The sequence below is a fragment of the Curvibacter sp. EU05-FHT14A10 genome (assembly GCF_058791075.1).
Window position 1 is genome coordinate 50,575 of the sequence record NZ_JBYTDE010000016.1, and the last position, 22,821, is coordinate 73,395.

Sequence of the window (22,821 nt, forward strand, 5' to 3'; positions counted from 1 at the left end):
AAGGTGACGGTCAAGGGCCGTTCAACGGCTCTGGACCTGCGCGCCTGGCTGGTGCGTCTGCACCGCTGGGCTGGCCTGCTGATGGCAGGCTTTCTGTTCGTGGCGGGTGTCACCGGCGCGGTCATCTCCTGGGACCACGAACTTGATGAATGGTTGAACCCCCAGTTCAACCACGCCCCAGGCATGGGCGAACCGCAATCGGCACTGGAGCTGGCGCAGGCCGTTGAGGCCCGCCACCCCCAGGTCGAAATCAGCTACCTGCCTTTGGTGGCTGAGCCTGGACATGCCCTGGCCCTGGGCGTGCAGCCCCGCATCGACCCGGGCACAGGCTTGCCGGTGGCCGCCGACTTCAACCAGGTCTTCGTCGACCCGGTGTCAGGGGCCGAGCTGGGGCGTCGTCAATGGGGGGCGCTGTGGCCCTTGGGACGGGAGAACCTGGTCTCGTTCCTTTACGTACTGCACTACAGCCTGCACCTGCCCAGCGCCTGGGGCATCGACCGCTGGGGCGTGTGGCTGATGGGTGTGATCGCGGCTGTCTGGACCGTGGATTGCTTCACCGGCCTGGTGCTCACCCTGCCACCGCGCAGGCGGGCCGCACCGGTGCGCGCCGCTCCCGGCTTCTGGCAGCGTTGGCGGCCGGCCTGGGTGCTGCGCTGGCGTGCCGGCGCGTACAAGCTCAACTTCGATCTGCACCGCGCGGGCAGCCTCTGGACCTGGGCGCTGTTGCTGACATTGGCCTTCACCGCGTTCTCGCTCAACTTCTACCGCGAACTGTTCCTGCCCGCCATCTCTCTGGTCTCGCAGCGCACGCCATCGCCCCTGGATGCGGTGCCCGGGGCCGCCATCACGCCGCGCCTGGACTGGGCCGAGGCGCTGGCGCGGGCCCGCCGGGAGGCCGAACGCCTGGGTTGGCGCGAGCCGGCCGGCGCGCTCTACCATGCGCGCTTCCATGGTGTGTATGGGGTGCAGTTCTTCCGCCCCGAAGACGGTCACGGCAGCGGTGGCGTGGGTCACCGCGAGCTTTACATCGACAGCCGAGATGGGCGGGTGCTGGGCCAGCGCGAACCTTGGAAAGGCACGGCCGCCGACCTGTTTGTGCAGGCGCAGTTCCCGCTGCACTCGGGGCGCATCCTGGGCCTGCCGGGGCGCGTGTTGATTTCGGCCATGGGGCTGGTCGTGGCCACTTTGAGTGTGACCGGGGTGGTGATCTGGTGGCGCAAGCGCCGGGCTGTTAGGCCTCGCCCACCGGTAGCCGCACCTCCGACTTGACCTCGTTGAGCACGATGCTGGAGCGCACCTGCGACACCCCTGGCAGTCTGAAGATGGTGCCGTGCAAGAGTTGCTCGTAGTGCGCCACATCGCGCGCCATCACGGTCAGGATGTAGTCGGCCTGCCCGGTCGTGCTCAGGCAGCGCACGATGTGGGGCGAGACCGCCACCTCGCGTTCGAACTGGCGAACCGTGGTCTCGGTGTGCTGGCTCAGGTTCACCTCCACCACCACCAGCAGGTTCAGGCCCACCTTGCTGCGGTCTACCAGGGCTGTGTAGCCCCGGATCACCCCGGCCGCCTCCAGCTCCTTGATGCGCTTCCAGCACGGCGTGGTTGACAGGCCGACCTTGGTGGCGATCTGCTGCACGGTCTGGCGCGAGTCGCGTTGCAGTTCCTGCAGGATCAGCAGGCTGGCGGCATCAAGTGTGAAATTCTCATGCATGACTGATTTTAGGAATGAAATTCTCGAATCTGCGCAATTGACCAAAAACTAAGAATCAAATTCTCACGCGTCTCCGGCAAGCTCATGGCTTCCCCAAAGCCCTGCGGGGCGCGAGAAGAACATGGAGACATCCACCCCCCTGATGGCGCCGCCAGCCCCTGTGTTGCGCCCTGATTTCAAACTGTCCGACAACCTCTGGGCCGAGCGCGGGCAGGTCTTTCTCACCGGCACCCAGGCCCTGGTGCGTCTGCTGCTGATGCAGCGCAACCGCGATGCGGCCCAGGGCCTGAACACCCAGGGTTTTGTCAGTGGCTACCGTGGCTCGCCGCTGGGCATGCTCGACCAGGCGATCTGGAAAGTCGGAAAAAAATTCTCCGATCATGGCGTGCGCTTCGTGCCTGCCGTCAACGAGGAACTGGGTGCCACCCAGGTGCTCGGCACCCAGCGCGTCGAGTCTGACCCCGAGCGCACCGTCGATGCCGTCTACGCCATGTGGTACGGCAAGGGACCGGGCGTTGACCGCGCCGCCGATGCGCTCAAGCACGGCAATGCCTATGGCTCGTCACCGCGTGGCGGCGTGCTGGTGGTGGCTGGGGACGACCACGGCTGTGTGTCGTCCTCGATGCCGCACCAGAGCGATCAACTGATGCAGGCATTTCACATGCCCGTGGTCTCGCCGGCCAATGTGGCTGAATACCTGGAGTTTGGCCTGTATGGCTGGGCCCTGTCGCGCTACAGCGGTAACTGGGTCGGGCTGACCGCCTTGTCCGAGGTGGTTGAAAGCGGCGCCACGGTCAACCTCGATGAGGTCAACGCCCGCGTGGCAAAGTGGCAGGGTGCCGAGGCGGTGCGCACCCTCACCGGCCACCAGCCCCCAGCCGACGGTCTGCATTACCGCTGGCCTGATCTGCCCTCGCTGCGCATCGAGTCGCGGTTGCCCGACAAGCTGGCCGCGGTGGCGGCTTTCGCCCAGGTCAACAGCATTGACCGCCACATCATCGAGTCGCCCCATGCCCAGGTCGGCATCATCACTTGTGGCAAGGCCCATTACGACCTCATGGAAGTGCTGCGCCGCCTGGAAATCAGCCCGGCCATGCTCGCGACGGCCGGTGTGCGACTGTACAAGGTGGGCCTGTCGTTTCCGATCGAGACCACCCGGGTGCGTGCCTTTGCCCAGGGCCTGCGCGAGATCCTGGTGATCGAGGAAAAAGGGGCGGTGGTCGAGCAGCAACTGCGCGAGCTGTTCTACAACGCCCCGCCCGAAACCCGCCCGGCCCTGGTCGGCAAGCACGACGCACAAGGCCGGCCCCTGGTTTCGGCCCTGGGTGAACTGCGGCCCTCACGCCTGATCGAGCTGATGGCCGACTGGCTGCTGCGTCATTTTCCGGACAACAGCACCTTCAACGATCATCGCCGCCATGTGGTCGACTTTGTGCCCGCACCGTTGTTGGCCAACAGTGCCGACAGTGTCAAGCGCCTGCCCTACTTCTGCGCAGGCTGTCCGCACAACACCTCGACCGTGGTGCCCGAGGGATCGACCGCACGGGCCGGCATCGGCTGCCATTTCATGGCCAACTGGATGGAGCGCGACACGGCCGGCCTGATCCAGATGGGGGGCGAGGGGGTGGACTGGGTCTCGCACTCGATGTTCACGCGCACGCCTCATGTGTTCCAGAACCTGGGGGACGGTACCTACTACCACTCGGGCTATCTGGCGATCCGGCAGGCTGTGGCCGCCCAGGCCACCCTGACCTACAAGATCCTGTTCAACGATGCCGTGGCCATGACCGGAGGGCAGCCCGTGGATGGCGTGATCAGCGTCGACGCCATTGCCCGCCAGGTCGAAAGTGAGGGCGTGAAGCAGGTGGTGGTGCTGTCTGACGACATCGACAAATATGCCGCGCAGCGCGATCGGTTTCCGGCCGGGACCGAGTTCCATGACCGCAGCCAGCTCGATGCGGTGCAGCGCCGCCTACGCGAGGTGCCTGGTGTCACCGTGCTGATCTACGAGCAGACCTGCGCCGCTGAAAAGCGTCGGCGTCGCAAGAAGGGCCAACTGGCTGACCCGTCGCGTCGACTCTTCATCTATGACGCCGTCTGTGAAGGCTGTGGCGACTGCTCGGCCCAGAGCAACTGCGTGGCCGTGTTGCCCCACGAAACCTCGATGGGCCGCAAGCGCCGCATCGACCAGAGCAGCTGCAACAAGGACTATTCCTGTGCCAAGGGCTTCTGCCCCAGTTTTGTCAGCGTCAGCGGCGGCCAGCCTCGCCGCAAGATGGGGGCCTTGCAGACCGCCTCGGCAGCCTTCGAGCAGCATGTCGCCGCACTGCCGCACCCCACGGCCCATGTGTGGGAGGCCCCCTACGACCTGCTGGTCACCGGTGTGGGGGGCACGGGCGTGGTCACCGTGGGCGCCGTGATCGCCATGGCCGCCCACCTCGAGGGCAAGAGCGCCAGCGTGCTCGACTTCATGGGCTTTGCGCAGAAGGGTGGTTCGGTGCTTTCCTTTGTGCGCCTGGCCGATGTGCCCGAGCGCCTGAACCAGGTGCGCATCGATACCCAGCAGGCCGATGCCGTGCTGGCCTGCGACATCGTCGTGGCGGCCTCACCCGAAGCCTTGCAGACCGTGCGCCGCGGCCGCACCCGGCTGCTGGTCAACACCCACGAAGTGCCTGTGGCCGAATCCATTCGCAACCCCGACGCCAGCCTGCAGGTCGATCAGCTGATCGACAAGTTGGAGTTTGCGGCTGGTCCGGGCCAGCTCGAAACCTTTGACGCTCAAGCCCTGGCCGAAGATTTTCTGGGCGACACCATCGTCGCCAACATCCTGGCCATGGGCTACGCCTGGCAACGCGGGCTGGTGCCCTTGAGCCTGGCCGCCATGCTGCGCGCCATTGAGCTCAATGGCGTGGCCGTGCCCACCAACCTGCTGGCCTTCTCCCTGGGGCGCCTGGCGGCGGCCCGACCCGAGCTGTGCCAAAGCCTGCTGGAAGCCCCTGCACAGGGTTCGGCCCTGCAGGTGCCGGGCGATCTGGAGGCCTTGCGTCGGCAGGCGGGTGAGCTGCTTGGTGCCTACCAGAATGCAGCCTATGCCCGTCGGCACGATGAACTCGTGCAAGCCGTGCTGGCACGCGAGCAGGCCCTGGGCTTGTCCCCAGGCGGTGCCCTGAGCCAGACGGTGGCACGCAGCGCGCTCAAGCTCATGGCCTACAAAGACGAGTACGAAGTGGCCCGCCTTTACAGTACGCCCGCCTTTCGCGAGGCCCTGGCTCAGCAGTTCGAAGGTGAGCTGCAGCTGGCGTTCCACATGGCTCCGCCGCTGCTGGCGCGGGGGCGCAACGGTCAGCCCCCGGCCAAGCTGCGACTCGGCGCCTGGATGTTGCCCGCCATGCGCCTGCTGGCGCGCGGCAAGGCTTTGCGCGGCACCCCGCTCGACGTGTTCGGGCACACAGCCGAACGCCGCATGGAGCGCGCACTCATCCAGGCCTACGAGGCCCGGGTGCATGAACTGCTGCCCCTGATCAACGCCGAGCGACTGCCCTTGGCGCTGGAGCTGCTCGCCCTGCCGCTGTCCATGCGTGGCTTTGGCCACGTCAAGGCGCGCAACGTTGAGCGCGCCCGCCGGCGCGAGGCCGAACTGCTGCACCGCCTGGATCCACAGCGCTACCCGCGCCCGCAAGGCGGACCGCAGGCCGGCCAGTTCAAAGGCATCGAGGTGCGCGCGGCCTGACCCGCTTGACCCGCCAGCGCCTACGCTCAGCCTGCTGGCCCCGAGGGGCCAGCCGCTGGCGCATCACCATGGGGTTTTCCAAACCGAGGGCACGTGCCCTCATGCCAGGGAGCCCCCATGAAAAAGGAAGTCATTCACCAACTTCACAAGAACTTTGAGGACTGTGCGCGTCGGAAAGACGACGTGGAGTATTGGCTGGCCAGAGAGCTGCAGACCCTGCTTGGCTACAAGGAATGGCGCAATTTCGAGCTCGTGATCGACAAGGCCAAGGTGGCTTCCCAAAACGCTGGACAAGCTGTGTCCGATCATTTTGTTGACGTCAACAAGATGATCGAAGTCGGCAAGACAGCTGAGCGCGAAGTGAGTGACATCGCGCTGACCCGCTATGCCTGCTACCTCATCGCCCAGAATGGCGATCCACGCAAGGATGCTGTCGCCTTTGCCATGACCTACTTTGCGGTACAAACCCGAAAGCAGGAACTGATTGAGGTTCGAATGGCCGAATGGGAACGCCTTCGCGCCCGCGAGAAGCTGACGCTCTCGCAAAAGGAGTTGTCGGGCGTCCTGTTCGAGCGCGGCATCGACAGCCCCGGCTTCAGTCGCATTCTCAGCCGAGGCGATGCGGCCTTGTTCGGCGGCCTGAGTACCCACGACATGAAGCAGCGCTTGGCGGTGCCAGACAGCCGGCCCCTGGCCGATTTTCTCCCTACCATCACCATCAAAGCCAAGGACTTCGCCAACGAAATCACCAACACCCAGGTCAAGCAACAGGACCTGCACGGCGAGTCCGGCATCAGCCGCGAGCACATCAAGAACAACCGCGATGTGCGAAAACTGCTGACCCAGCGCGACATCGTGCCGGAGGACTTGCCGGCCGCTGAAGATGCCAAGAAGCTGGAGCGTCGCCTGAAATCCGAAGCCCAGAAGCTCCCGGGCCTGACCCCTAAGCTGGGTCGCAAGCGCCGTTGAGGCGCTGCTGAACCGCCATCACCGTTGCCGCAGTTTCGTCTGTTCCGACGATGCCAGCGCAACCGTGGCTGAACCATCATGGCGACAACAACAGCCGCCGCTGTGGCGGCAGGAGACGCACATGGCCGGTCCACTGCAAGGGCTCAAGGTGATCGAGATGGCCGGTCTGGGGCCGGGTCCTTTTTGTGCCATGTTGCTGGCCGACATGGGGGCCGAGGTGTTGCGCATCGAGCGCCCGGGCACACCGGATGCGCCGCACGACATCCTGGCCCGAGGCCGCACCCACCTCGCGCTGGATTTGCGCGCCGCTGGGGCGGCAGACCCAGTGCTCAGTCTGATCGAGCGGGCCGATGTGCTGATCGAGGGCTTTCGCCCGGGTGTCATGGAGCGCCTGGGCCTGGGGCCCGAGCCCTGCCTGCAACGCAACCCGCGCCTGGTCTATGGCCGCATGACCGGCTGGGGCCAGCACGGCCCACTGGCCCAGGCTGCGGGGCACGACATCAACTACATCGCCCTCAGCGGGGCCCTGCATGCCATCGGCCGCAGCGGCGAGGGGCCGGTGCCGCCGCTCAATCTGGTGGGTGATTTCGGGGGCGGTGCCATGCTGCTCGCCTTTGGCGTGCTCAGTGCGCTGTACGAGGCGCAGCGCTCGGGCCAGGGCCAGGTGATCGACGCGGCCATGACCGATGGCGCCGCCCTGCTGTCCGCCATGATGTACGGCTTCAAGGCGGCCGGTCGCTGGAGCAACCAGCGCGGCGAAAACCTGCTTGACGGGGGGGCCCACTTCTACGACACCTATGCCTGTGCCGACGGGCGCTACGTCGCCATCGGCGCCATCGAGCCGCAGTTCTATGCCCTGCTGCGCGAGCGCTGCGGCATCGCCGACGACCCGGCCTTCGATGCCCAGATGGACCCTGCGGCCTGGCCTCTGCTCAAGCTGCGGCTGGCCGATGTGTTCCGCACCCGCACGCGAGACGAGTGGTGTGCCCTGCTCGAGGGCAGCGACGCCTGCTTTGCCCCCGTGCTGGACTGGGACGAAGCCCCTCAGCACCCCCACAACCAGGCCCGCGGCACCTTTGTGACGGCCCAGGGCCTGACCCAGCCCGCACCGGCGCCACGCTTCAGCCGCAGCGTCCCCGAGCAGCCTGGCACCCGGTCGGCCCCCGCAGCCAGCGAGCTGTTGCGTCGGTGGGGCCTTGATGGGCCCGCCCTGAAGGCCGTTCTGCCCCCCGGAGGCCCCCGTGCCTGAGGCCGTTTTGCTGGTGCGCGAAGAAGGCGCCGTGGCCTGGCTCACGCTGAACCGGCCCGAGCGCCTCAACGCCCTCAACCCTGCGCTGGTGCAAGCCCTGCTGGCCTACTTTCAGGCCTTGTATCGCCGCACTGAACTGCGGGTGGTGGTGCTGCAAGGCGCTGGTACCGCCTTTTGCAGCGGCCTGGACCTGAAAGAGGCCCCCGATGCCCGTGCCCTGGGGGTGCCGGGCATGCTGGCGGTCCAGCGCGACCTGCGCGACATCATGATCGCCATGCGGCGTTGCCCGCAGCCCATCATCAGCCTGGTGCAAGGGGCGGCCAGCGGCGGCGGCTTTGCCTTGGCACTGGCCTCCGACATTCGCCTGGCCACCCCTGATGCTCGCTTCAATGCGGCCTTCATTCGCATCGGCCTGTCGGCCTGCGATGTCGGTGTCAGCTACTTTCTGCCCCGCATGGTGGGCAGTTCGGTGGCCGCGCACTACCTGCTCACCGGGCGCTTCATGGACGCGGCCCGAGCCCAGGCCCTGGGCTTGGTCAGCACTGTGGCGCCGGGGCCCGAGTTGCAGGCAGAGGCACAGGCGCTGGCCGACGACATGCTGCGTGCCAGCCCCCTGGGCCTGCGCCTGACCAAGGACGCGCTGGGGCACGCGGTGGACGCCGCCGGCCTGGACGCCGTGGTGGCGCTGGAAGACCGCAACCAGATCCTGTGCAGCCAGACCGACGACTTTCAGGAAGGCATTGCGGCCTTTCTGGGCCGACGCGCACCACGTTACAGCGAACGCTGACCCGACCCTGCCAACCCTCGGAGCCTGCTCATGACCCTGGACGACCTGATCTACCAACCTGGCCTCATGGCCGGCCAACGCATTCTCGTCAGCGGTGGCGGCACCGGCCTGGGCCGCGTCATGGCCGAGGCGCTGCTGATCCTGGGCGCCGAGCTCTACCTCTGCGGGCGCCGCGGCAGCGTACTGGAAGCCACGGCCCACGAGTTGATGGCGGCCCACGGAGGCCGTGTCGTGCCCCTGGTGTGCGACATCCGTGACGAGGCGGCCATCGCGGCCATGGTGCAGCAGATCTGGGATGACGGCGGCGCGCTCACCGGGCTGCTCAACAACGCGGCAGGCAACTTCGTCAGCCGCACCGAAGACCTGTCCCCGCGCGCCTTCGATGCCATTGCCAGCATCGTGTTCCGCGGCAGCTTCGTGCTCACGCTGGAGTGCGGCAAACGCTGGCTGGCGGCAGGGCAGAAGGCTTCGGTGCTGTCCATCCTCACCACCTGGGTCTGGAACGGATCGCCCTACACCGTGCCCTCGGCCATGGCCAAGGCCGGGATACATGCCATGACCCAATCGCTGGCGGTGGAGTGGGGCGGGCGCGGCATCCGCTTCAACGCCATCGCGCCAGGCCTGTTCCCCACCGAAGGCATGAGCGCCAGGCTCAACCCCCAGGGCGGCGAGCACCAGGCGGTGGGCAATCCCATGGGCCGCACCGGCCGCATGCCCGAGCTGGCCAATCTGGCGGTCTTCTTGCTGGGCCCGGGGTCTGAGTACCTGACGGGGCAGACGATTGCCATCGACGGCGCCCAGTTCCAGGCCACCGGCGGCAACTTTGCCCGCATGGCCAGTTGGACTGACGATGACTGGGAGCAGGCGCGCCGCAACATCCAGCAGCGCAACGCCGAAGACCGACGCCAGCGCCAGCCTGAAGATTCGGCTTGAGTGCCGCCAAGGCCACTCAGGGTGGGATCAGCTTGAGGCGCCGCGCCAAGGCCACCGCCTGCGTGCGGCTGTGCGCCCCCAGCTTGGCATTGATGCTGCGCAGGTGGGTGCGCACCGTACTGTCGGACACGAACAGCTTCTCGGCCATGGCGCTGTTCGAGTAGCCCTCCACCAGCAGTTGCAGCACGTGCAGTTCCTTGCGGGTGAGCGGCTCCACCAGGTCGCGCGCAGGGGTGTCCGGGTGCTCTGGGGTGCTGTCGGTCTCGCTGGGCTGGGGGCCAAAGGCCTGCAGCAGGCGTTGCAGGTAGTCGCCCAGAATCGGATCGCGCACCGTGCCGCTGTCGTGCAGCGCCTGGTAGCGCTGAACCAGGGGGCCCACGGCGGGGCCCTCGTCCAGGATCAGGCGCATGAAGCCCTCGGCACTGGCTTGTTGCAGCACCTGGCCGATCTGGGCCACCGCGGCCGGGGCGTCGCCGCTGCGGGCCAGGGCCAAGCTGCGCAGCACGCGCAGGCTCAGCACCCGGCGGTTGCGGGCCACGGCCTGGGCCGCCGAGATCTCGCGCTCCAGGGTCGGCAATGCCTCACCGGCCTGGCCTGCCGCGATCTGCCAGCGCAGCCGCGCCAGGCCCAGGTACTCGATGTCGTGCGCCAGCAGGCGCAGCCGCTCTTCGCGGGCCCACACGGTGGGGTCTTCGGCCCGGTGCAACTCGTCACGTGCGGCCGCCGTGTTGCCTTGCCTCAGCAGCAGTCGGGCGCGCTCCAGCTTGGCGCCCACCACCACCCTGGGCAGTTTGCGTTGGTGGCCCAGGTACTCCAGCTCGGTCAGGGCCAGCGAGGCCGCGTCCACGTCGCCGCTCACGAAGGCGATGCGCGAGCGCATCGCATGGCTCAGGATCATGTGGTCGGGCAGGCCCACATCGCGTGCCAGTGGCAGGTACACATTGAGCAGGTGATCGGCCTGGTCCAACTGATTGGTCTCGTACACCGCGCAGGCGTAAAACACGCCGGCCCAGGCATTGCCGTGGGTGTGGTTGTAGTTCACGGCGTGGGTGGCATCCACGGCCAGTCGGAAACGCGCCGTGGCCTGGCGCAGCCGGCCCTGCTGCAGGTCCATGAGGCCTTCGGTTGATTCGGTGTACATGCGGTGGAAGGTGCTGGAGCTGCCCTGCTCGCGTCGCGCCGCATCCAGCAGTTGCTGGGCCTCGCCCGGGTCGCCCATCACCGACAGGATGTGGGCCATCGCATTGAGCAGGGTGCTGTCGGCAAAGGGCAGGCCGGTGGGCAGGCGCTTCAGGCTTTCACGGCCGATTTCCAGGGCCTGTTCACTCTGATCCTGCATGGCCAGCAGCATCGGTCGCATGCAGGCGGCCTGGGCCTGCACCAGGGGGTCGTCCGGGTGGCGCTGCAGGGCCTGTTCCAATTCTTCGCCCGCAGCCCAGGGCCCGCGGGTGAAGCAGGTGGCCCACAGGGCCACCATCTCCAACGCCGGGCGCTGGTGCAGCAGGGGCGCGGGCACGGCGGCAAACCAGCGTGCCAGCAAACGCATGCGCCCGGCCCGCAGAAACGACTCGGCGTGCAGGTCCAGCAGATTCAGCGCCAGCGGGTGGTCGCCACCCTCGATGGCGTGGTCAATGGCGGGCACGGGGCGGCCCTGGGCCTCGTACCAGCCCGCCGCCGCCAGGTGCAGCCGGGCCACCTCGTCGGGCCACTCACGCTGCAGCTCCTTGCGCAGGTAATCGGCAAACAGGCTGTGGTAACGCCAAGTGCGCTGCTCACTGGACACGGGGGTCAGAAACAGGTGGGCCTCATCCAGGCGGGTCAGCAGGCGTTGGCAGTCGGCGCGCGGCATCAGGGCGGCGCACACTTCGGCATCCAACTGGCGCAGGATGCTGCTGCGCAGTAAAAAGTTACGCACATCGGGCGGCTGCTGCTGCAGCACGTCTTCGGCCAGGTAATCAGCCACGGCCCGGTCCGAGCCCGAAAAGCGGGCCACGAACTGCTCCACCGCCTGCGCATGCTGACCTTGTCGTTCCAGCGCCAGCGAGGCCAGCCAGAGGGCGGCAATCCAGCCCTCGGTCTTCTCGTGCAGCCGGTACAGCAGATCGGCCCCCAGGCCTTGCGGCAGGCTGCGCGCCAGAAAGGCGGCCGTGTCGTCCAGGCTGAAGCGCAGGCGCTCGGCATCCACCTCGATCAACTTGCCGCGCGCCCGCAGCCGCCCCAGCCCCAGGGCGGGCAGGCTGCGCGAGCCCAGCACCAAGTGACCGCGTCGCGGCAACTGCTCGATGATCTCGCGCACCAGGCCCAGCACGGCGGGTTCGTGTACCGCCTCGAAGTCGTCCAGAAACAGGGCAAAAGGCTCGTCAAACAAGGCCAGCGCACGCAGCGCATCGAGCCTCGAACCCGTGCCGACCGCTGCGGCCCCCAGGCGCTGGATCGCCTCGTCCAGCCCGCCCAGAAAACGCGACACATCGTTGTCCGATCGGTCCAGCGTGAGCCAGGCCGTGCTCACGCCCTGGGCCTCGAATCGGGCCTGGGCCTGCACCATGGCCGTGGTCTTGCCAAAGCCCGCCGGGGCACGCACCAGCACCAGTTGGCCGGCGCCTTCGGTGATCCGCTGACAAAGGCCCTCGCGTACCACTTGGGTGGCCGTGGGGGCGGGGGGGTTCAGCTTGGTCTCGAAAGTGCGCGCCGGCGGTGCGGGCTCGGGGTGCGGGGCGAGGGGAGCGGCATCCATGAGGGGGTTCGGGTGGGCTGGGGGCGTGGAGCATTCTGCGACACAAGTCCAGCGGCGGGAGTCACCTCGGTGCCGTCAGCCGCGACAGGGGCATTTCGTCGTTTCAGACGATGCATCAGTGCCCCCGGATTTCTAGACTTCTCTTCCATCAACCCCCTACGCCCTGCTTGTCCCGGAGCCCCACTATGCAACTCGATTCCAGCATTGCCGCCGTCGTCACCGGAGGGGCCTCCGGTCTGGGCGCAGCCACCGCCCGGCGCCTGGCCAGCCATGGCGTGAAAGTCGCCCTGTTCGACCTCCATGCCGCCCAGGGCGAAGCGCTGGCCCGCGAGATCGGTGGGGTGTTCTGCCAGGTCGACGTGACCTCTGAAGAGCAGGTGGATGCCGGCTTTGCCAAGGCCCGTGCTGCCCATGGCCAGGAGCGCGTGCTGGTCAACTGCGCCGGCACCGGCAATGCCGTCAAGACCGCCAGCCGCGACAAGGCCACGGGCGAGATCCGGCACTTTCCGCTGGCCAATTTCGACCGCATCATCCAGATCAACCTGGTGGGCACCTTCCGCTGCATTGCCAAGTCGGCCGCCGGCATGCTCAGCCTGGCGCCGCTGGCCGACGGTGACCGGGGAGCCATCGTCAACACCGCCTCGGTGGCCGCGCAGGACGGGCAGATGGGCCAGGCCGCCTACACCGCCTCCAAGGCGGGCATCGTGGGCATGACCTTGCCGATCGCGCGTGACCTCATGAACGAGGGCATCCGCGTCAACACCATCCTGCCCGGCATCTTCGACACTCCCTTGCTGCAAGGCGCGCCCGAGCACGTGAAGGCCGCCTTGGCCGCCTCGGTGCCCTTCCCCAAGCGCCTGGGCCAACCCGCCGAATACGCCCAACTGGCCGAAAGCCTGATCCTCAACGGCTACCTCAACGGCGAAAGCATCCGCCTCGACGGGGCCATCCGCATGGCGCCGCGCTGAGGCCTGCCCCCCCCTCAATATCGTCTGTTCCGACGACGCCCCGGCGTGTCGGGCGGGCGAACAATCCAGCCATCCCATCCCCTGTTTTTGAGGAAGCCCGCCATGTCCGAAGCCTATGTTGTTGCCGCTGTCCGCACTGCCGGGGGGCGCCGGGGTGGGCGTCTCGCCGGCTGGCACCCGGTGGAGCTGGCGGCCCAGGTGATCAATGCCGTGCTCGACCGCACCGGCATGGACCCGGCGCTGGTGGACGACGTGTTCATGGGCTGCGTCAGCCAGGTGGGTGAGCAGTCCACCAACGTGGCGCGCAATGCGGTGTTGGCCTCACGCCTGCCCGAGGCGGTGCCGGGCACCTCGATCGACCGGCAGTGCGGCTCGTCGCAGCAGGCGCTGCACTTTGCCGCCCAGGCCGTGATGTCGGGCGTGCAGGACATCGTGCTGGCCGGGGGCGTCGAGTCCATGACCCGGGTGCCCATGTTCAGCCCCTCGGCCCTGGCGCAGAAGGCGGGGCTGGGCTTCTACCAGAGCGAGAGCGTGAACCGCCGTTACCACGACGTGGCGTTCAGCCAGTTCACCGGCGCCGAGATGATGGCTCACAAGTACAACCTGCGCAAAGACGTGCTGGACCAGTTCGCTCTGCAGAGCCACCAGCGCGCCATCGCGGCCACCGAGGCCGGGGCCTTTGCCGACGAGATCGTGCCGGTGCCCGTGCGGCGGGCTGATGGCGACCAGGGTGGCGACCAGGACGGCAGCCTGCACAGCGTGGACGAAGGCATCCGCTTTGATGCCACGCTGGCCGGCATCCAGGGCGTCAAGCTACTGCAGGAGGGCGGGGTGATCAGCGCCGCCAATGCCAGCCAGGTGTGCGACGGTGCCACCGCCGCACTGGTGGTCAATGAGCGGGGCCTCAAGGCGCTGGGCCTGAACCCGCTGGCCCGCGTGCACCACATGAGCGTGCTGGGCCACGACCCGGTGATCATGCTCGAAGCCCCGATCCCCGCCACCGAGCGGGCCCTGCGCAAGGCTGGCCTGAACATCGCCGACATCGATCTGTACGAGGTCAACGAGGCCTTTGCCTCGGTGCCTCTGGCCTGGCTGAAGGCGCTGGGGGCCGACCCTGAACGCCTGAACGTGCACGGCGGGGCCATTGCGCTGGGCCACCCGCTGGGTGCCTCGGGCACCAAGCTCATGAGCACCCTGATCCATGCCCTGCGGCGGCGCGGCGGGCGCTATGGCCTGCAGACCATGTGCGAGGGGGGTGGCATGGCCAATGTCACGATCATCGAACGGCTCTGAGCCCGGCATGAGCACCGGCCAGCCCCTGCTGTCTGTCGAAGAGGTCACGGTGCGCTTCGGCGGCATCGTGGCCCTGGATGGCGTGTCCTTCGAGGTGCGGCGCGGCGAAATCTGCGCCCTGATCGGCCCCAACGGTGCCGGCAAGAGCACCTTGTTCAATTGCCTGTCGCGCCTGTATGAATGCAGCGCCGGGCGCATCTGCTTCGAGGGGCAGGACCTCAGCCGCTTGCCGCGGCACCGCATGGTGCGCCTGGGTATCGGGCGCACCTTTCAGAACCTGGCCCTGTTTCGCAGCATGACCGTGCGCGACAACGTGCTGCTGGGCTGTCACAGCCGACACCACGCGGGTCTGTGGCGCAACGCCCTGCGCTGGCCCGGGGTGGCGGCACTGGAGTCGCGGGCGCATGAGCGGGCCCAGCAACTGATCGATTTCGTGCAACTGGGGGCCGACGCCGACCGCACCGTGGCCGACCTGCCCTTTGGCACCCAAAAGCGCGTTGAGCTGGCGCGCGCCCTGGCGGCCGAGCCTCAATTGCTGCTGCTGGATGAGCCGGCCTGCGGCCTCAACCACGAAGAGCTGCAGGGCCTGGGCGACTTGATCCGCGACATTCGCAACCGTCTGGGCGTGACCGTGCTGCTGGTCGAGCACCACATGGGCCTGGTGATGGGTCTGTCCGACCGGGTGGTGGCGCTGAACTTCGGCCGCAAGATTGCCGAAGGCCGACCGGCCGAAGTGCGTCAGCACCCCGAGGTGATCCGCGCCTACCTGGGCGACGAACTCGAAGACCCCCGGCAGGAGGCCGCATGACACCCCGAGCCCTCGCCCCCGCCGGCGCCGAGACCCCCTTGTTGCAGGTGCGCGGCCTGCACGCCCGCTATGGCAACACCCCGGTGCTGCACGGCCTGGACCTGGACCTGCCACAGGGCCAGGTGACCGCGCTGCTGGGCGCCAACGGCGCAGGCAAGACCACCACCCTGCGGGCCTTGTGTCGCCTGTCGGTGCAGACCTCGGGGCGGGTGGCGCTGGGTGGCCAGGCCATCGAGGCCTGCAGCACCGAGCAGATCGCTCGCCTGGGCGTGGGCCATGTGCCCGACGGGCGAGGCACGTTCCTGGGCCTGAGCACCGAAGAGAACCTGCGCCTGGGCAGCCATGCCCGTGCCAGCCAGCAAGGCGCAGAGGCCGACATGGAACGCATCTATGCCTACTTTCCGCGCCTGCGTGAGCGGGCACGTCAACAGGCGGGCACCCTGTCGGGGGGCGAGCAGCAGATGCTGGCCATCGGCCGTGCGCTGATGGGTCGCCCGCGCCTGCTGTTGCTTGACGAGCCCTCGTTCGGCCTGGCGCCGCTGGTGGTGAAAGACATCTTTTCGATCATGCGGCGCATCAACCAGGAAGAGGGCGTGACCATCCTGCTGGTCGAGCAGAACGCACGCCTGGCCCTGGCCCTGGCGCACCAGGCCTACCTCCTGGAGACCGGCCGCGTGGTGCTGTCGGGCACGGCGGCCGAGCTGCGCAGCAACCCGGCCGTGCAGCGGGCCTACCTGGGCGAATGAAGCGAGGAAACCCATGAACGAGTTTCTGCACCAGATGCTGGCCGGCCTGGCCACCGGGGGCATCTACGCCAGCGTGGCACTGGCCCTGGTGATGATCTACCAAGCCACCCATCACATCAATTTCGCCCAGGGCGAAATGGCCATGTTCTCCACCTTCGTGGCCTGGGCGCTGATCGATGCGGGCCTGCCGTACTGGGGCGCCTTCGCCCTCACGGTGCTGCTGTCGTTTGTTGTGGCTGCGGCGGTCGAGTTCGTGGTCATCCGGCCCATGCACCGGGCGCCTGAGCTGTCGGTGGTGGTGGTCTTCATCGGCCTGCTGGTGATCTTCCATAGCCTGGCGGGCTGGTCGTTTGGCTACACCATCAAGCCTTTTCCGAGCCCGTTCCCGCGCGACGCCTGGTACGGCTCGACCCTGATGTCGGCGCACGAGGTGGGTGCCATCGTGGTGGCCCTGCTGATGGTGGCCTTGCTGTTCAGCCTGTTCCGCTTCACCCGTGTGGGGCTGGCGCTGCGCGCTGCGGCGCAGAACCCGGTGTCGTCGCGCCTGGTGGGCATCTCGGTGGGGCGCATGCTGATGCTGGGCTGGGGCCTGGCCGGCGCCATCGGTGCCGTCGCCGGCATGATGGTGGCGCCCGTGGTGTTCCTCGACCCGAACATGATGACCGGCGTGCTGCTGTATGCCTTCGCGGGCGCCCTGATCGGGGGCATCGACAACCCCGTGGGCGCCGTGCTGGGGGGCTTCATCGTTGGCGTGCTCGAGAACCTGATCGGCACCTACGTGGTGGGAACCGAACTCAAGCTATCAGTCGCCCTGGCCCTGATCATCGGCGTGCTCATCGTGCGCCCCCAGGGCTTGCTGGGGCGCCGTGTGGTCACCCGGGTCTGACCCCCCGCAGACTGAATCCCCGACCCTGAAAGACCCTCATGCTGAATGCGCCCAGCCCCTCCGGTTTTCTGCGCTCACGCGGGCTGTGGCTGGCCGCCTTGGCGCTGGCCCTGAGCCTGCTCTGGGTGCTCAAGGGCTACCAGTTGTTCCAGGCCACCCTGGTGCTGTCGTATGCCATGGCCTTGCTGGGCCTGAACATCCTCACCGGCTACAACGGCCAGATCTCGCTCGGCCATGGGGCCTTCTTTGCGCTCGGGGCCTATGCTGCCGGTGCGCTGATGGAGCACGCAGGCCTGCCGTACTGGGCCACCGTGCCGGCGGCCTTCTGTGTTTGCGGCGGGGCCGGCTACCTGTTCGGGCGCCCCGCGCTCAAGCTCGAAGGGTTGTACTTGGCCCTGGCCACATTTGCGCTGGGCCTGGCCATGCCCCAGTTGCTCAAGTACAAGCACCTCGAGGCCTGGACCGGCGGCGCCCAGGGCCTGGTGCTGATGAAGCCCGACGCCCCCTTCGGCCTGCCCCTGGACCCGGACCAGTGGCTGTACCTGTTTGCGCTCGCGGTGGCCCTGCTGCTGTTCTGGCTGGCCCACAACCTGCTGCGGGGCAGCTGGGGGCGCGCCTGGCGCGCCATCCGCGACCACGCCATGGCGGCCGAGGCCATGGGGGTGGACCGCAGCCATTGCAAGGCCACGGCCTTTGCGGTGTCGGCCGCCTACACCGGGGTGGGCGGGGCCCTGTCCGCGATTGCCGTGCAGTTTGTGTCGCCCGATTCGTTCTCGCTGTTCCTGTCGATCTCCCTGCTGGTGGGCATCGTGGTCGGCGGCGTGGGCACCCTCTGGGGGGCTTTGTACGGCGCGCTGTTCATCCTGTTTGTGCCCAACCTGGCCGAGAAGGTCTCCAAGGCCGCACCCTGGGCGGTGTACGGCGTGGTGCTGATCCTGCTGATGTTCGTGCTGCCAGGTGGCGTGGTCGGCGGTCTGCGCCGACTCCAGGCGCTGATGCAGCGCAAGCCTTGATGACGCCGAGCGATGCAAAGGAGACTCCATGAACACCGACCCTGATCCCGTGCTCGAAGAACGCCACGGCGCAGTGGCCCTGCTGCGGCTGAACTTGCCCCAGCGGCTGAACCCGCTGGCCTTGCCCCTGCAGTTGGCGCTGCGCGAGCACCTGGCCCGCCTGGCCGACGACCGCAGCGTGCGGGCCCTGGTGCTCACCGGGGCAGGCAAGGGCTTTTGTGTGGGCGCCGATCTGGGCAGTATGCAGGCGGCGCCTGCCGGCCAGAGCCTGGGCGAGCAGACCGCCGCCGCCATGGAGGCGCTGTCCAACCGACTGATCGAAGACCTGCGCAGCATGCCCTTCCCGGTGCTGAGCGCTGTCAACGGCCCCTGCGCGGGGGCCGGGGTGGGCCTGGCGCTGGCGGCCGATGTGGTGCTGGTGGCGCGTTCGGCCTATTTCTACCTGCCCTTCATGCCGCGGCTGGGCATCGTGCCCGATCTGGGCTGCACCTGGTTTCTGGAGCGCCTGCTGGGCCGCTCGCGGGCGGTGGCCCTGTCGCTGCTGGGCGAACGCCTGTCGGGCGAGCAGGCCGCTCAATGGGGCCTGGCCTGGGCCTGTGTGGACGATACCGACCTGGGCGAACAGGCGCTGGCCCTGGCGCAGCGCCTGGCCCGCCTGCCAGCCCATGCCGCACGCGAGATCCGCAGTGTGTACGAGCACGCCGCCAGCCACAGCCTGAACGAGCAGATGCGCCACGAGGCCGAGCGCCAGCGCGAGTTGATCGACCGGCCAGAATTCGCCGAGGGTGTTCAGGCCTTCCTGGCCAAGCGCGAGCCGGTGTTTGCCCCGCGCCGCTGAGGGCCCCGAGAGCCTCAGCCCTCGACCTGAAGCCGGTAGCCCACGGCGGTCTCGGTCAGCAGGTGGCGCGGCTGGGCCGGGTCTTGTTCGAGCTTTTGCCGCAGGTGACCCATGTAGATGCGCAGGTAGTGGCTTTGCTCGGTGTGCGAGGCCCCCCATACCTCGCGCAGCAGTTGCCGGTGGGTGAGCACGCGGCCCGCATGGGTGACCAGCACCGACAGCAGCCGGTACTCGATCGGGGTCAGGTGCACCAGCTGGCCATCGCGCCGCACCAGCCGGGCCACCCGGTCGATTTCCACGCCGCCGAAGCGGAACACCGGATCGCTGGCCTCGCCGGGCTGGCCGGCCTCGGGCGGCAGGCCGCGGGGGCGGCGCAGGTTGGCACGCACCCGGGCCATCAGCTCACCCACGCCGAAGGGCTTGGCCAGGTAGTCGTCGGCACCAGCATCCAGCGCCGCAATCTTGTCGGCCTCGTCGCTGCGCGCCGACAGCACCACGATGGGCACCTGGCTCCAGCCGCGCACATCGCGGATCAGCTCCAGCCCGTCGCCATCGGGCAGGCCCAGGTCCAGCACGATCAGATCGGGCTTGCGCGTGCCGGCCTCGATCAGGCCCCGGCGCAGGCCTTCGGCCTCGTGCACCAGCCAGCCCTCGGCCTCCAGCGCGGCGCGCACGAAGCGGCGGATCTGCGGCTCGTCCTCGATCAGGATGGCGGTGGGGCTGGGCATGGCAATCAGGTCATTCGGTGGGGTCGATGGCGGGCGGGGTGGCGCGCGGCAGGCGCAGGGTGAATTCTGCACCGCCGCCGCGCTGCGACAGATCGGTGGCGGTGATCTGGCCGTGGTGGGCCTCGACGATGGCGCGGGCAATCGCCAGGCCCAGGCCCATGCCCGGGGTGGCCGACTCGCGCTCGCCCCGGGTGAAGAGGTCGAACAGCGCGTGCTCGCGTCCGCGCATGGCCGCAGGCAGGCCGGGACCATGGTCACGCACCGTGACCCACAGCGCCTGGGGCTCGGTGCCGGCGTGGATCTCGATCGGTGGCTGGCCGTACTTGGCCGCGTTCTCCAGCAGGTTCACCAGCACCCGCTCGATCAGGGTGGCGTCAAACTCCACCAGCGGCAGTTCGGCCGGCAGCTGCACCTGCACGGGGCGGCCCGCCAGGGCCGGGCCGGCCTGGCGGATGGCCGCCCCCACCACTTCTTCGACCGATTGCCAGTCGCTGCGCAGCTTCACCGCTCCGCTTTGCAGCCGCGCCATGTCCAGCAGGTTGCTGACCAGGGTGTGCAGCTGGCGGGCTTCGTCGGTGATCGCCTGGGCCATGCGACTTTGCTCGGCATCCAGCGCGGGGCGCGAGGCCCGCAAGGATTCGGCCAGGCCGATCAGCGCGGTGAGCGGGGTGCGCACATCGTGTGAGATCGAGGCCAGCAAGGCGCTGCGCAGGCTCTCGGACTCCATCTGCACCAGGGCCTGTTGGGCCACTTCGACGTAGTGAACCCGCTCTTGCGCGATGGCGATCTGGCGCGCCAGGGTGTCGAGTTGCTGCAACTGCTCGGGGATCAGCAGCCAGCGGGCCTGTGCCGGCTGCAGGGCCAGCACGCCACGGATGCGCATCGGGGCTTTCAGCGGCAGGTAATGCCAGGCGCTGGCCGACAGCGTGCTGGTGGCCAGCCCGGCCGGCTGACCGTTGCGGAAGGCCCAGTCGGCCACGGCCAGGTCAAAGCCTGGTGGCAGCTCGGGCGGTGCCGGCAGGTGGTCGTCGGCATCGCTCAGCAGCACCCGCACCTGGCCGCCAAAACTGGCCCGCACCGCGGCCTCGCCGATGTCGGCCACCTGCTGGCTTTGCAGGGCCGACGACAGCTCGCGCGTCAGCTCGAACAGCGAGCGCGCCCGGCGTTCGCGCCCGGCCGTGATGCGCGCCTGAAAGCGCAGCCCGGCGGTCAACTGCCCGGTCAGCAGGCCCACGGCCAGCATCACGGCAAAGGTCAGCAGGTACTGCACGTCACTGACCGCAAACGAAAAGCGCGGCGGCACAAAGAAGTAGTCGAAGGCCGCCACATTGAGCACGGCCGACAGCGCTGCCGGCCCGCGCCCCAGCTTGACCGCCACCCCCACCACGCCCAGCAGGAACAGCATCACGATGTTGGCCAGGTCAAACCAGCCGATCAGGGGCGTGGCCAGCACCGCGGTGAGCACCGACACCGCCAGCGCCGTGGCGTAGCGCAGCCAGCGGCGCGGCAGCCCGGCCGGGGTCTCGTCCTCCAGTTCACGCGGCAGGGCGCTGGGCAGGCGGCGCGAGGCCGGGCTGCGGCCCACTTCCACCAGGTCCAGCTCGGGGGCGGCGTCGGCCACGCGGCGTGCCAGCGGGGCGCGCCAGCGCGGGCGGCGGCGCGGCCGGCCCAGCACCAGGGTGGCGCAGTTCTGCTGGCGCGCCAGCTTGAGCAGCTCGGCCGCGATGTCGTCGCCGGCCAGCACCGAGGTGATGGCCCCCATCTCTTCGGCCAGCTTGAGCACGGCCAGGATGCGGTCGCGCTCGGCCGAGGGCAGGCGCTGCAGGCGCGGCGTCTCGACATAGGTGGCCAGCCAGCGCGCGTTGAGCTGCCCGGCCAGCCGGGCCGCGGCGCGCACGGTCTGCTCGGCGCCCTCCAGCTCGTCCACGCCCACCAGCAGCGAACCCGAGGTGTTCCACACGGGCTGGGGCCCCTGCGACTGCTGCACCCGGTAGTGACGCACATCGTCTTCCACCCGCTCGGCCGTGCGGCGCAGGGCGATCTCGCGCAGCGCGATCAGGTTGCCTTTGCGAAAAAAGTTCTGTGCCGCCCGCTCGGCCTGTTGGGGCAGGTAGACCTTGCCGGCCTTCAGGCGCGTCAGCAGCTCGTCGGGCGTGACGTCGACCAGGATGATCTCGTCGGCCCGGTCCAGCACGGTGTCGGGCACGGTCTCGTGCACGCGCACGCCGGTGATGGCGCCCACCGTGCCATTGAGGCTTTCCAGGTGCTGCACATTGAGCGCGGTCCAGACCTCGATGCCGGCCTCCAGCAGCTCGTTCACGTCCTGCCAGCGTTTGGGGTGGCGGCTGCCTTCCACATTGGCGTGGGCCAGTTCATCCACCAGCAGGATCTGGGGCCGGCGGGCCAGCGCGGCGTCGAGGTCGAACTCGCCCAGCACGCGACCGCGGTAAGGCACTTCTTTCAGGGGCAGGCTGGGCAGGCCAGCCAGTTGGGCCGCGGTGTCGCCGCGGCCATGGGTCTCGATCACGCCCACCACGACATCGCGCCCGGCCGCCAGCTCGCGCTGGGCCGCGCTCAGCATGGCGTAGGTCTTGCCCACGCCGGCGCTGGCACCGAAATAGATGCGCAGCCGGCCTTGCGTGGCGCGCACCTCGGCACCGCGGATCTGGTCCAGCAATTGGTCGGGGTCGGGGCGACCGTCAGCGTCTAAGGCCAAGCAGAACTCCTTTGGGGGCTCATTTTGCCCGGCCGATCAGCCACCAGGCCAAGGCCATGGGCAAGGCCAGCACCGCCAGGGCCAGCAGGGCCATCGCGAGGTCTTCCAGCATGGTGCCCTCAGTGCAGCGCGTCCAGCGCCAGGTTCAGGGTCAGCACATTGACCCTGGCTTCGCCCAGGGCGCTCAGCAGGGGTTGCTCGGTGTGCTGTTCGATGAGGGCTTGCAATCGCGCCGGGTCCAGGCGGCGTGCCTTGGCCACGCGGGGCAACTGATAGGCCGCCGCCGCCGGGCTGATGTGGGGGTCCAGCCCGCTGGCCGAAGCCGTCACCAAGTCCACCGGAACCGGACTTTTCTGATCGGGGTCGGCCTCGCGCAGGGCGGCGATGCGGGCCTTCACCGCGTCCGTCAGGGCGGGGTTGAGCGGGCCCTGGTTGGCGCCGCTGGAGGCGCTGGCGTTGTAGGCCATGGGGCCGGTGGCCGAGGGGCGGCCCCAGAAGTGGGCCGGGTCGGAGAAGTTCTGCCCGATCAGGCGCGAGCCCACGGGACGGCCCTCGCGCAGCAGCAGGCTGCCCTTGGCCTGGTCGGGGAACAGGGCCTGACCCAGGCCGGTGACGGCCAGGGGGTAGAGCACGCCGGTGAACACGCTCAGGGCGATGAAAAACACCAGGGCGGGTCGGACCAGGGGAGGCATGGAATGAGACATGGCGATTC

General features: G+C 68.5%; 18 protein-coding genes. 13 read left to right on the forward strand and 5 right to left on the reverse strand.

Annotation, left to right across the window (positions count from 1 at the left end):
- Nucleotides 1-36 precede the first annotated feature (36 nt).
- Nucleotides 37-1,269, forward strand: a complete 1,233-nt coding sequence (locus tag AC3WUT_RS24250; RefSeq protein WP_492349709.1) for a PepSY-associated TM helix domain-containing protein — start codon at nucleotides 37-39, stop codon at nucleotides 1,267-1,269.
- Here AC3WUT_RS24250 and AC3WUT_RS24255 read toward each other — a convergent pair.
- Complete coding sequence (locus AC3WUT_RS24255; RefSeq protein ID WP_492349624.1) at nucleotides 1,232-1,711, reverse strand: Lrp/AsnC family transcriptional regulator; 480 nt, start codon at nucleotides 1,709-1,711, stop codon at nucleotides 1,232-1,234. The two genes, AC3WUT_RS24250 and AC3WUT_RS24255, sit on opposite strands and share 38 nt — an antisense overlap.
- A gap of 121 nt (nucleotides 1,712-1,832) precedes the next feature.
- On the opposite strand from AC3WUT_RS24255, the gene AC3WUT_RS24260 reads away from it, so the two are divergent.
- From AC3WUT_RS24260 to AC3WUT_RS24280, 5 genes are all read left to right on the forward strand, one after another.
- The gene (locus tag AC3WUT_RS24260; RefSeq protein WP_492349625.1) at nucleotides 1,833-5,441 is read left to right on the forward strand and encodes an indolepyruvate ferredoxin oxidoreductase family protein; all 3,609 of its coding nucleotides are present in this window, start codon (nucleotides 1,833-1,835) and stop codon (nucleotides 5,439-5,441) included.
- A 117-nt stretch (nucleotides 5,442-5,558) separates the two neighbouring features.
- Nucleotides 5,559-6,410, forward strand: a complete 852-nt coding sequence (gene dinD / locus AC3WUT_RS24265; RefSeq protein WP_492349626.1) for a DNA damage-inducible protein D — start codon at nucleotides 5,559-5,561, stop codon at nucleotides 6,408-6,410.
- Between the two features lie 121 nt (nucleotides 6,411-6,531).
- Nucleotides 6,532-7,659, forward strand: coding sequence for a CaiB/BaiF CoA transferase family protein (locus AC3WUT_RS24270; RefSeq protein ID WP_492349627.1), 1,128 nt, complete (start codon nucleotides 6,532-6,534; stop codon nucleotides 7,657-7,659).
- Nucleotides 7,652-8,446 (forward strand): enoyl-CoA hydratase/isomerase family protein, encoded by a 795-nt coding sequence (locus AC3WUT_RS24275; protein WP_492349628.1) that lies wholly within the window; start codon nucleotides 7,652-7,654, stop codon nucleotides 8,444-8,446. The genes AC3WUT_RS24270 and AC3WUT_RS24275 overlap by 8 nt, the downstream gene beginning before the upstream one ends.
- A gap of 30 nt (nucleotides 8,447-8,476) precedes the next feature.
- Nucleotides 8,477-9,379 (forward strand): SDR family oxidoreductase, encoded by a 903-nt coding sequence (locus AC3WUT_RS24280; protein WP_492349629.1) that lies wholly within the window; start codon nucleotides 8,477-8,479, stop codon nucleotides 9,377-9,379.
- Between the two features lie 16 nt (nucleotides 9,380-9,395).
- Here the strand turns inward: AC3WUT_RS24280 and AC3WUT_RS24285 are convergent, their stop codons facing one another.
- Nucleotides 9,396-12,113, reverse strand: a complete 2,718-nt coding sequence (locus tag AC3WUT_RS24285; RefSeq protein ID WP_492349630.1) for a winged helix-turn-helix domain-containing protein — start codon at nucleotides 12,111-12,113, stop codon at nucleotides 9,396-9,398.
- A 185-nt stretch (nucleotides 12,114-12,298) separates the two neighbouring features.
- Between AC3WUT_RS24285 and AC3WUT_RS24290 the strand changes: the two genes are divergently transcribed.
- The 7 genes from AC3WUT_RS24290 (at nucleotide 12,299) to AC3WUT_RS24320 (ending at nucleotide 18,665) form a co-directional block, all read left to right on the forward strand.
- On the forward strand, nucleotides 12,299-13,081 hold the full coding sequence (locus AC3WUT_RS24290; protein ID WP_492349631.1) for an SDR family NAD(P)-dependent oxidoreductase: 783 nt from the start codon (nucleotides 12,299-12,301) through the stop codon (nucleotides 13,079-13,081).
- Between the two features lie 102 nt (nucleotides 13,082-13,183).
- Complete coding sequence (locus AC3WUT_RS24295; protein ID WP_492349632.1) at nucleotides 13,184-14,374, forward strand: acetyl-CoA C-acetyltransferase; 1,191 nt, start codon at nucleotides 13,184-13,186, stop codon at nucleotides 14,372-14,374.
- Between the two features lie 7 nt (nucleotides 14,375-14,381).
- Entirely contained in the window at nucleotides 14,382-15,182 is an 801-nt protein-coding gene (locus AC3WUT_RS24300; RefSeq protein WP_492349633.1) for an ABC transporter ATP-binding protein, read from the forward strand.
- On the forward strand, nucleotides 15,179-15,928 hold the full coding sequence (locus AC3WUT_RS24305; protein ID WP_492349634.1) for an ABC transporter ATP-binding protein: 750 nt from the start codon (nucleotides 15,179-15,181) through the stop codon (nucleotides 15,926-15,928). Before AC3WUT_RS24300 ends, AC3WUT_RS24305 begins: the two co-directional genes overlap by 4 nt.
- Before the next feature lie 13 nt (nucleotides 15,929-15,941).
- Nucleotides 15,942-16,814: a branched-chain amino acid ABC transporter permease gene (locus tag AC3WUT_RS24310; RefSeq protein WP_492349635.1), complete on the forward strand. Its 873-nt coding sequence runs from the start codon at nucleotides 15,942-15,944 to the stop codon at nucleotides 16,812-16,814.
- A gap of 38 nt (nucleotides 16,815-16,852) precedes the next feature.
- Nucleotides 16,853-17,827: a branched-chain amino acid ABC transporter permease gene (locus tag AC3WUT_RS24315; RefSeq protein WP_492349636.1), complete on the forward strand. Its 975-nt coding sequence runs from the start codon at nucleotides 16,853-16,855 to the stop codon at nucleotides 17,825-17,827.
- A 28-nt stretch (nucleotides 17,828-17,855) separates the two neighbouring features.
- Complete coding sequence (locus AC3WUT_RS24320; protein ID WP_492349637.1) at nucleotides 17,856-18,665, forward strand: enoyl-CoA hydratase-related protein; 810 nt, start codon at nucleotides 17,856-17,858, stop codon at nucleotides 18,663-18,665.
- A 14-nt stretch (nucleotides 18,666-18,679) separates the two neighbouring features.
- On the opposite strand, the gene kdpE is transcribed toward AC3WUT_RS24320, so the two are convergent.
- The 3 genes from kdpE to kdpC all read right to left on the reverse strand — a co-directional run bounded on the left by kdpE (nucleotide 18,680) and on the right by kdpC (nucleotide 22,801).
- Nucleotides 18,680-19,393 (reverse strand): two-component system response regulator KdpE, encoded by a 714-nt coding sequence (gene kdpE, locus AC3WUT_RS24325; protein ID WP_492349638.1) that lies wholly within the window; start codon nucleotides 19,391-19,393, stop codon nucleotides 18,680-18,682.
- Nucleotides 19,394-19,403: 10 nt separating this feature from the next.
- Nucleotides 19,404-22,109, reverse strand: coding sequence for a DUF4118 domain-containing protein (locus AC3WUT_RS24330; RefSeq protein WP_492349639.1), 2,706 nt, complete (start codon nucleotides 22,107-22,109; stop codon nucleotides 19,404-19,406).
- A 119-nt stretch (nucleotides 22,110-22,228) separates the two neighbouring features.
- Nucleotides 22,229-22,801, reverse strand: a complete 573-nt coding sequence (kdpC, locus tag AC3WUT_RS24335) for a potassium-transporting ATPase subunit KdpC (RefSeq protein WP_492349710.1) — start codon at nucleotides 22,799-22,801, stop codon at nucleotides 22,229-22,231.
- Nucleotides 22,802-22,821 lie beyond the last annotated feature (20 nt).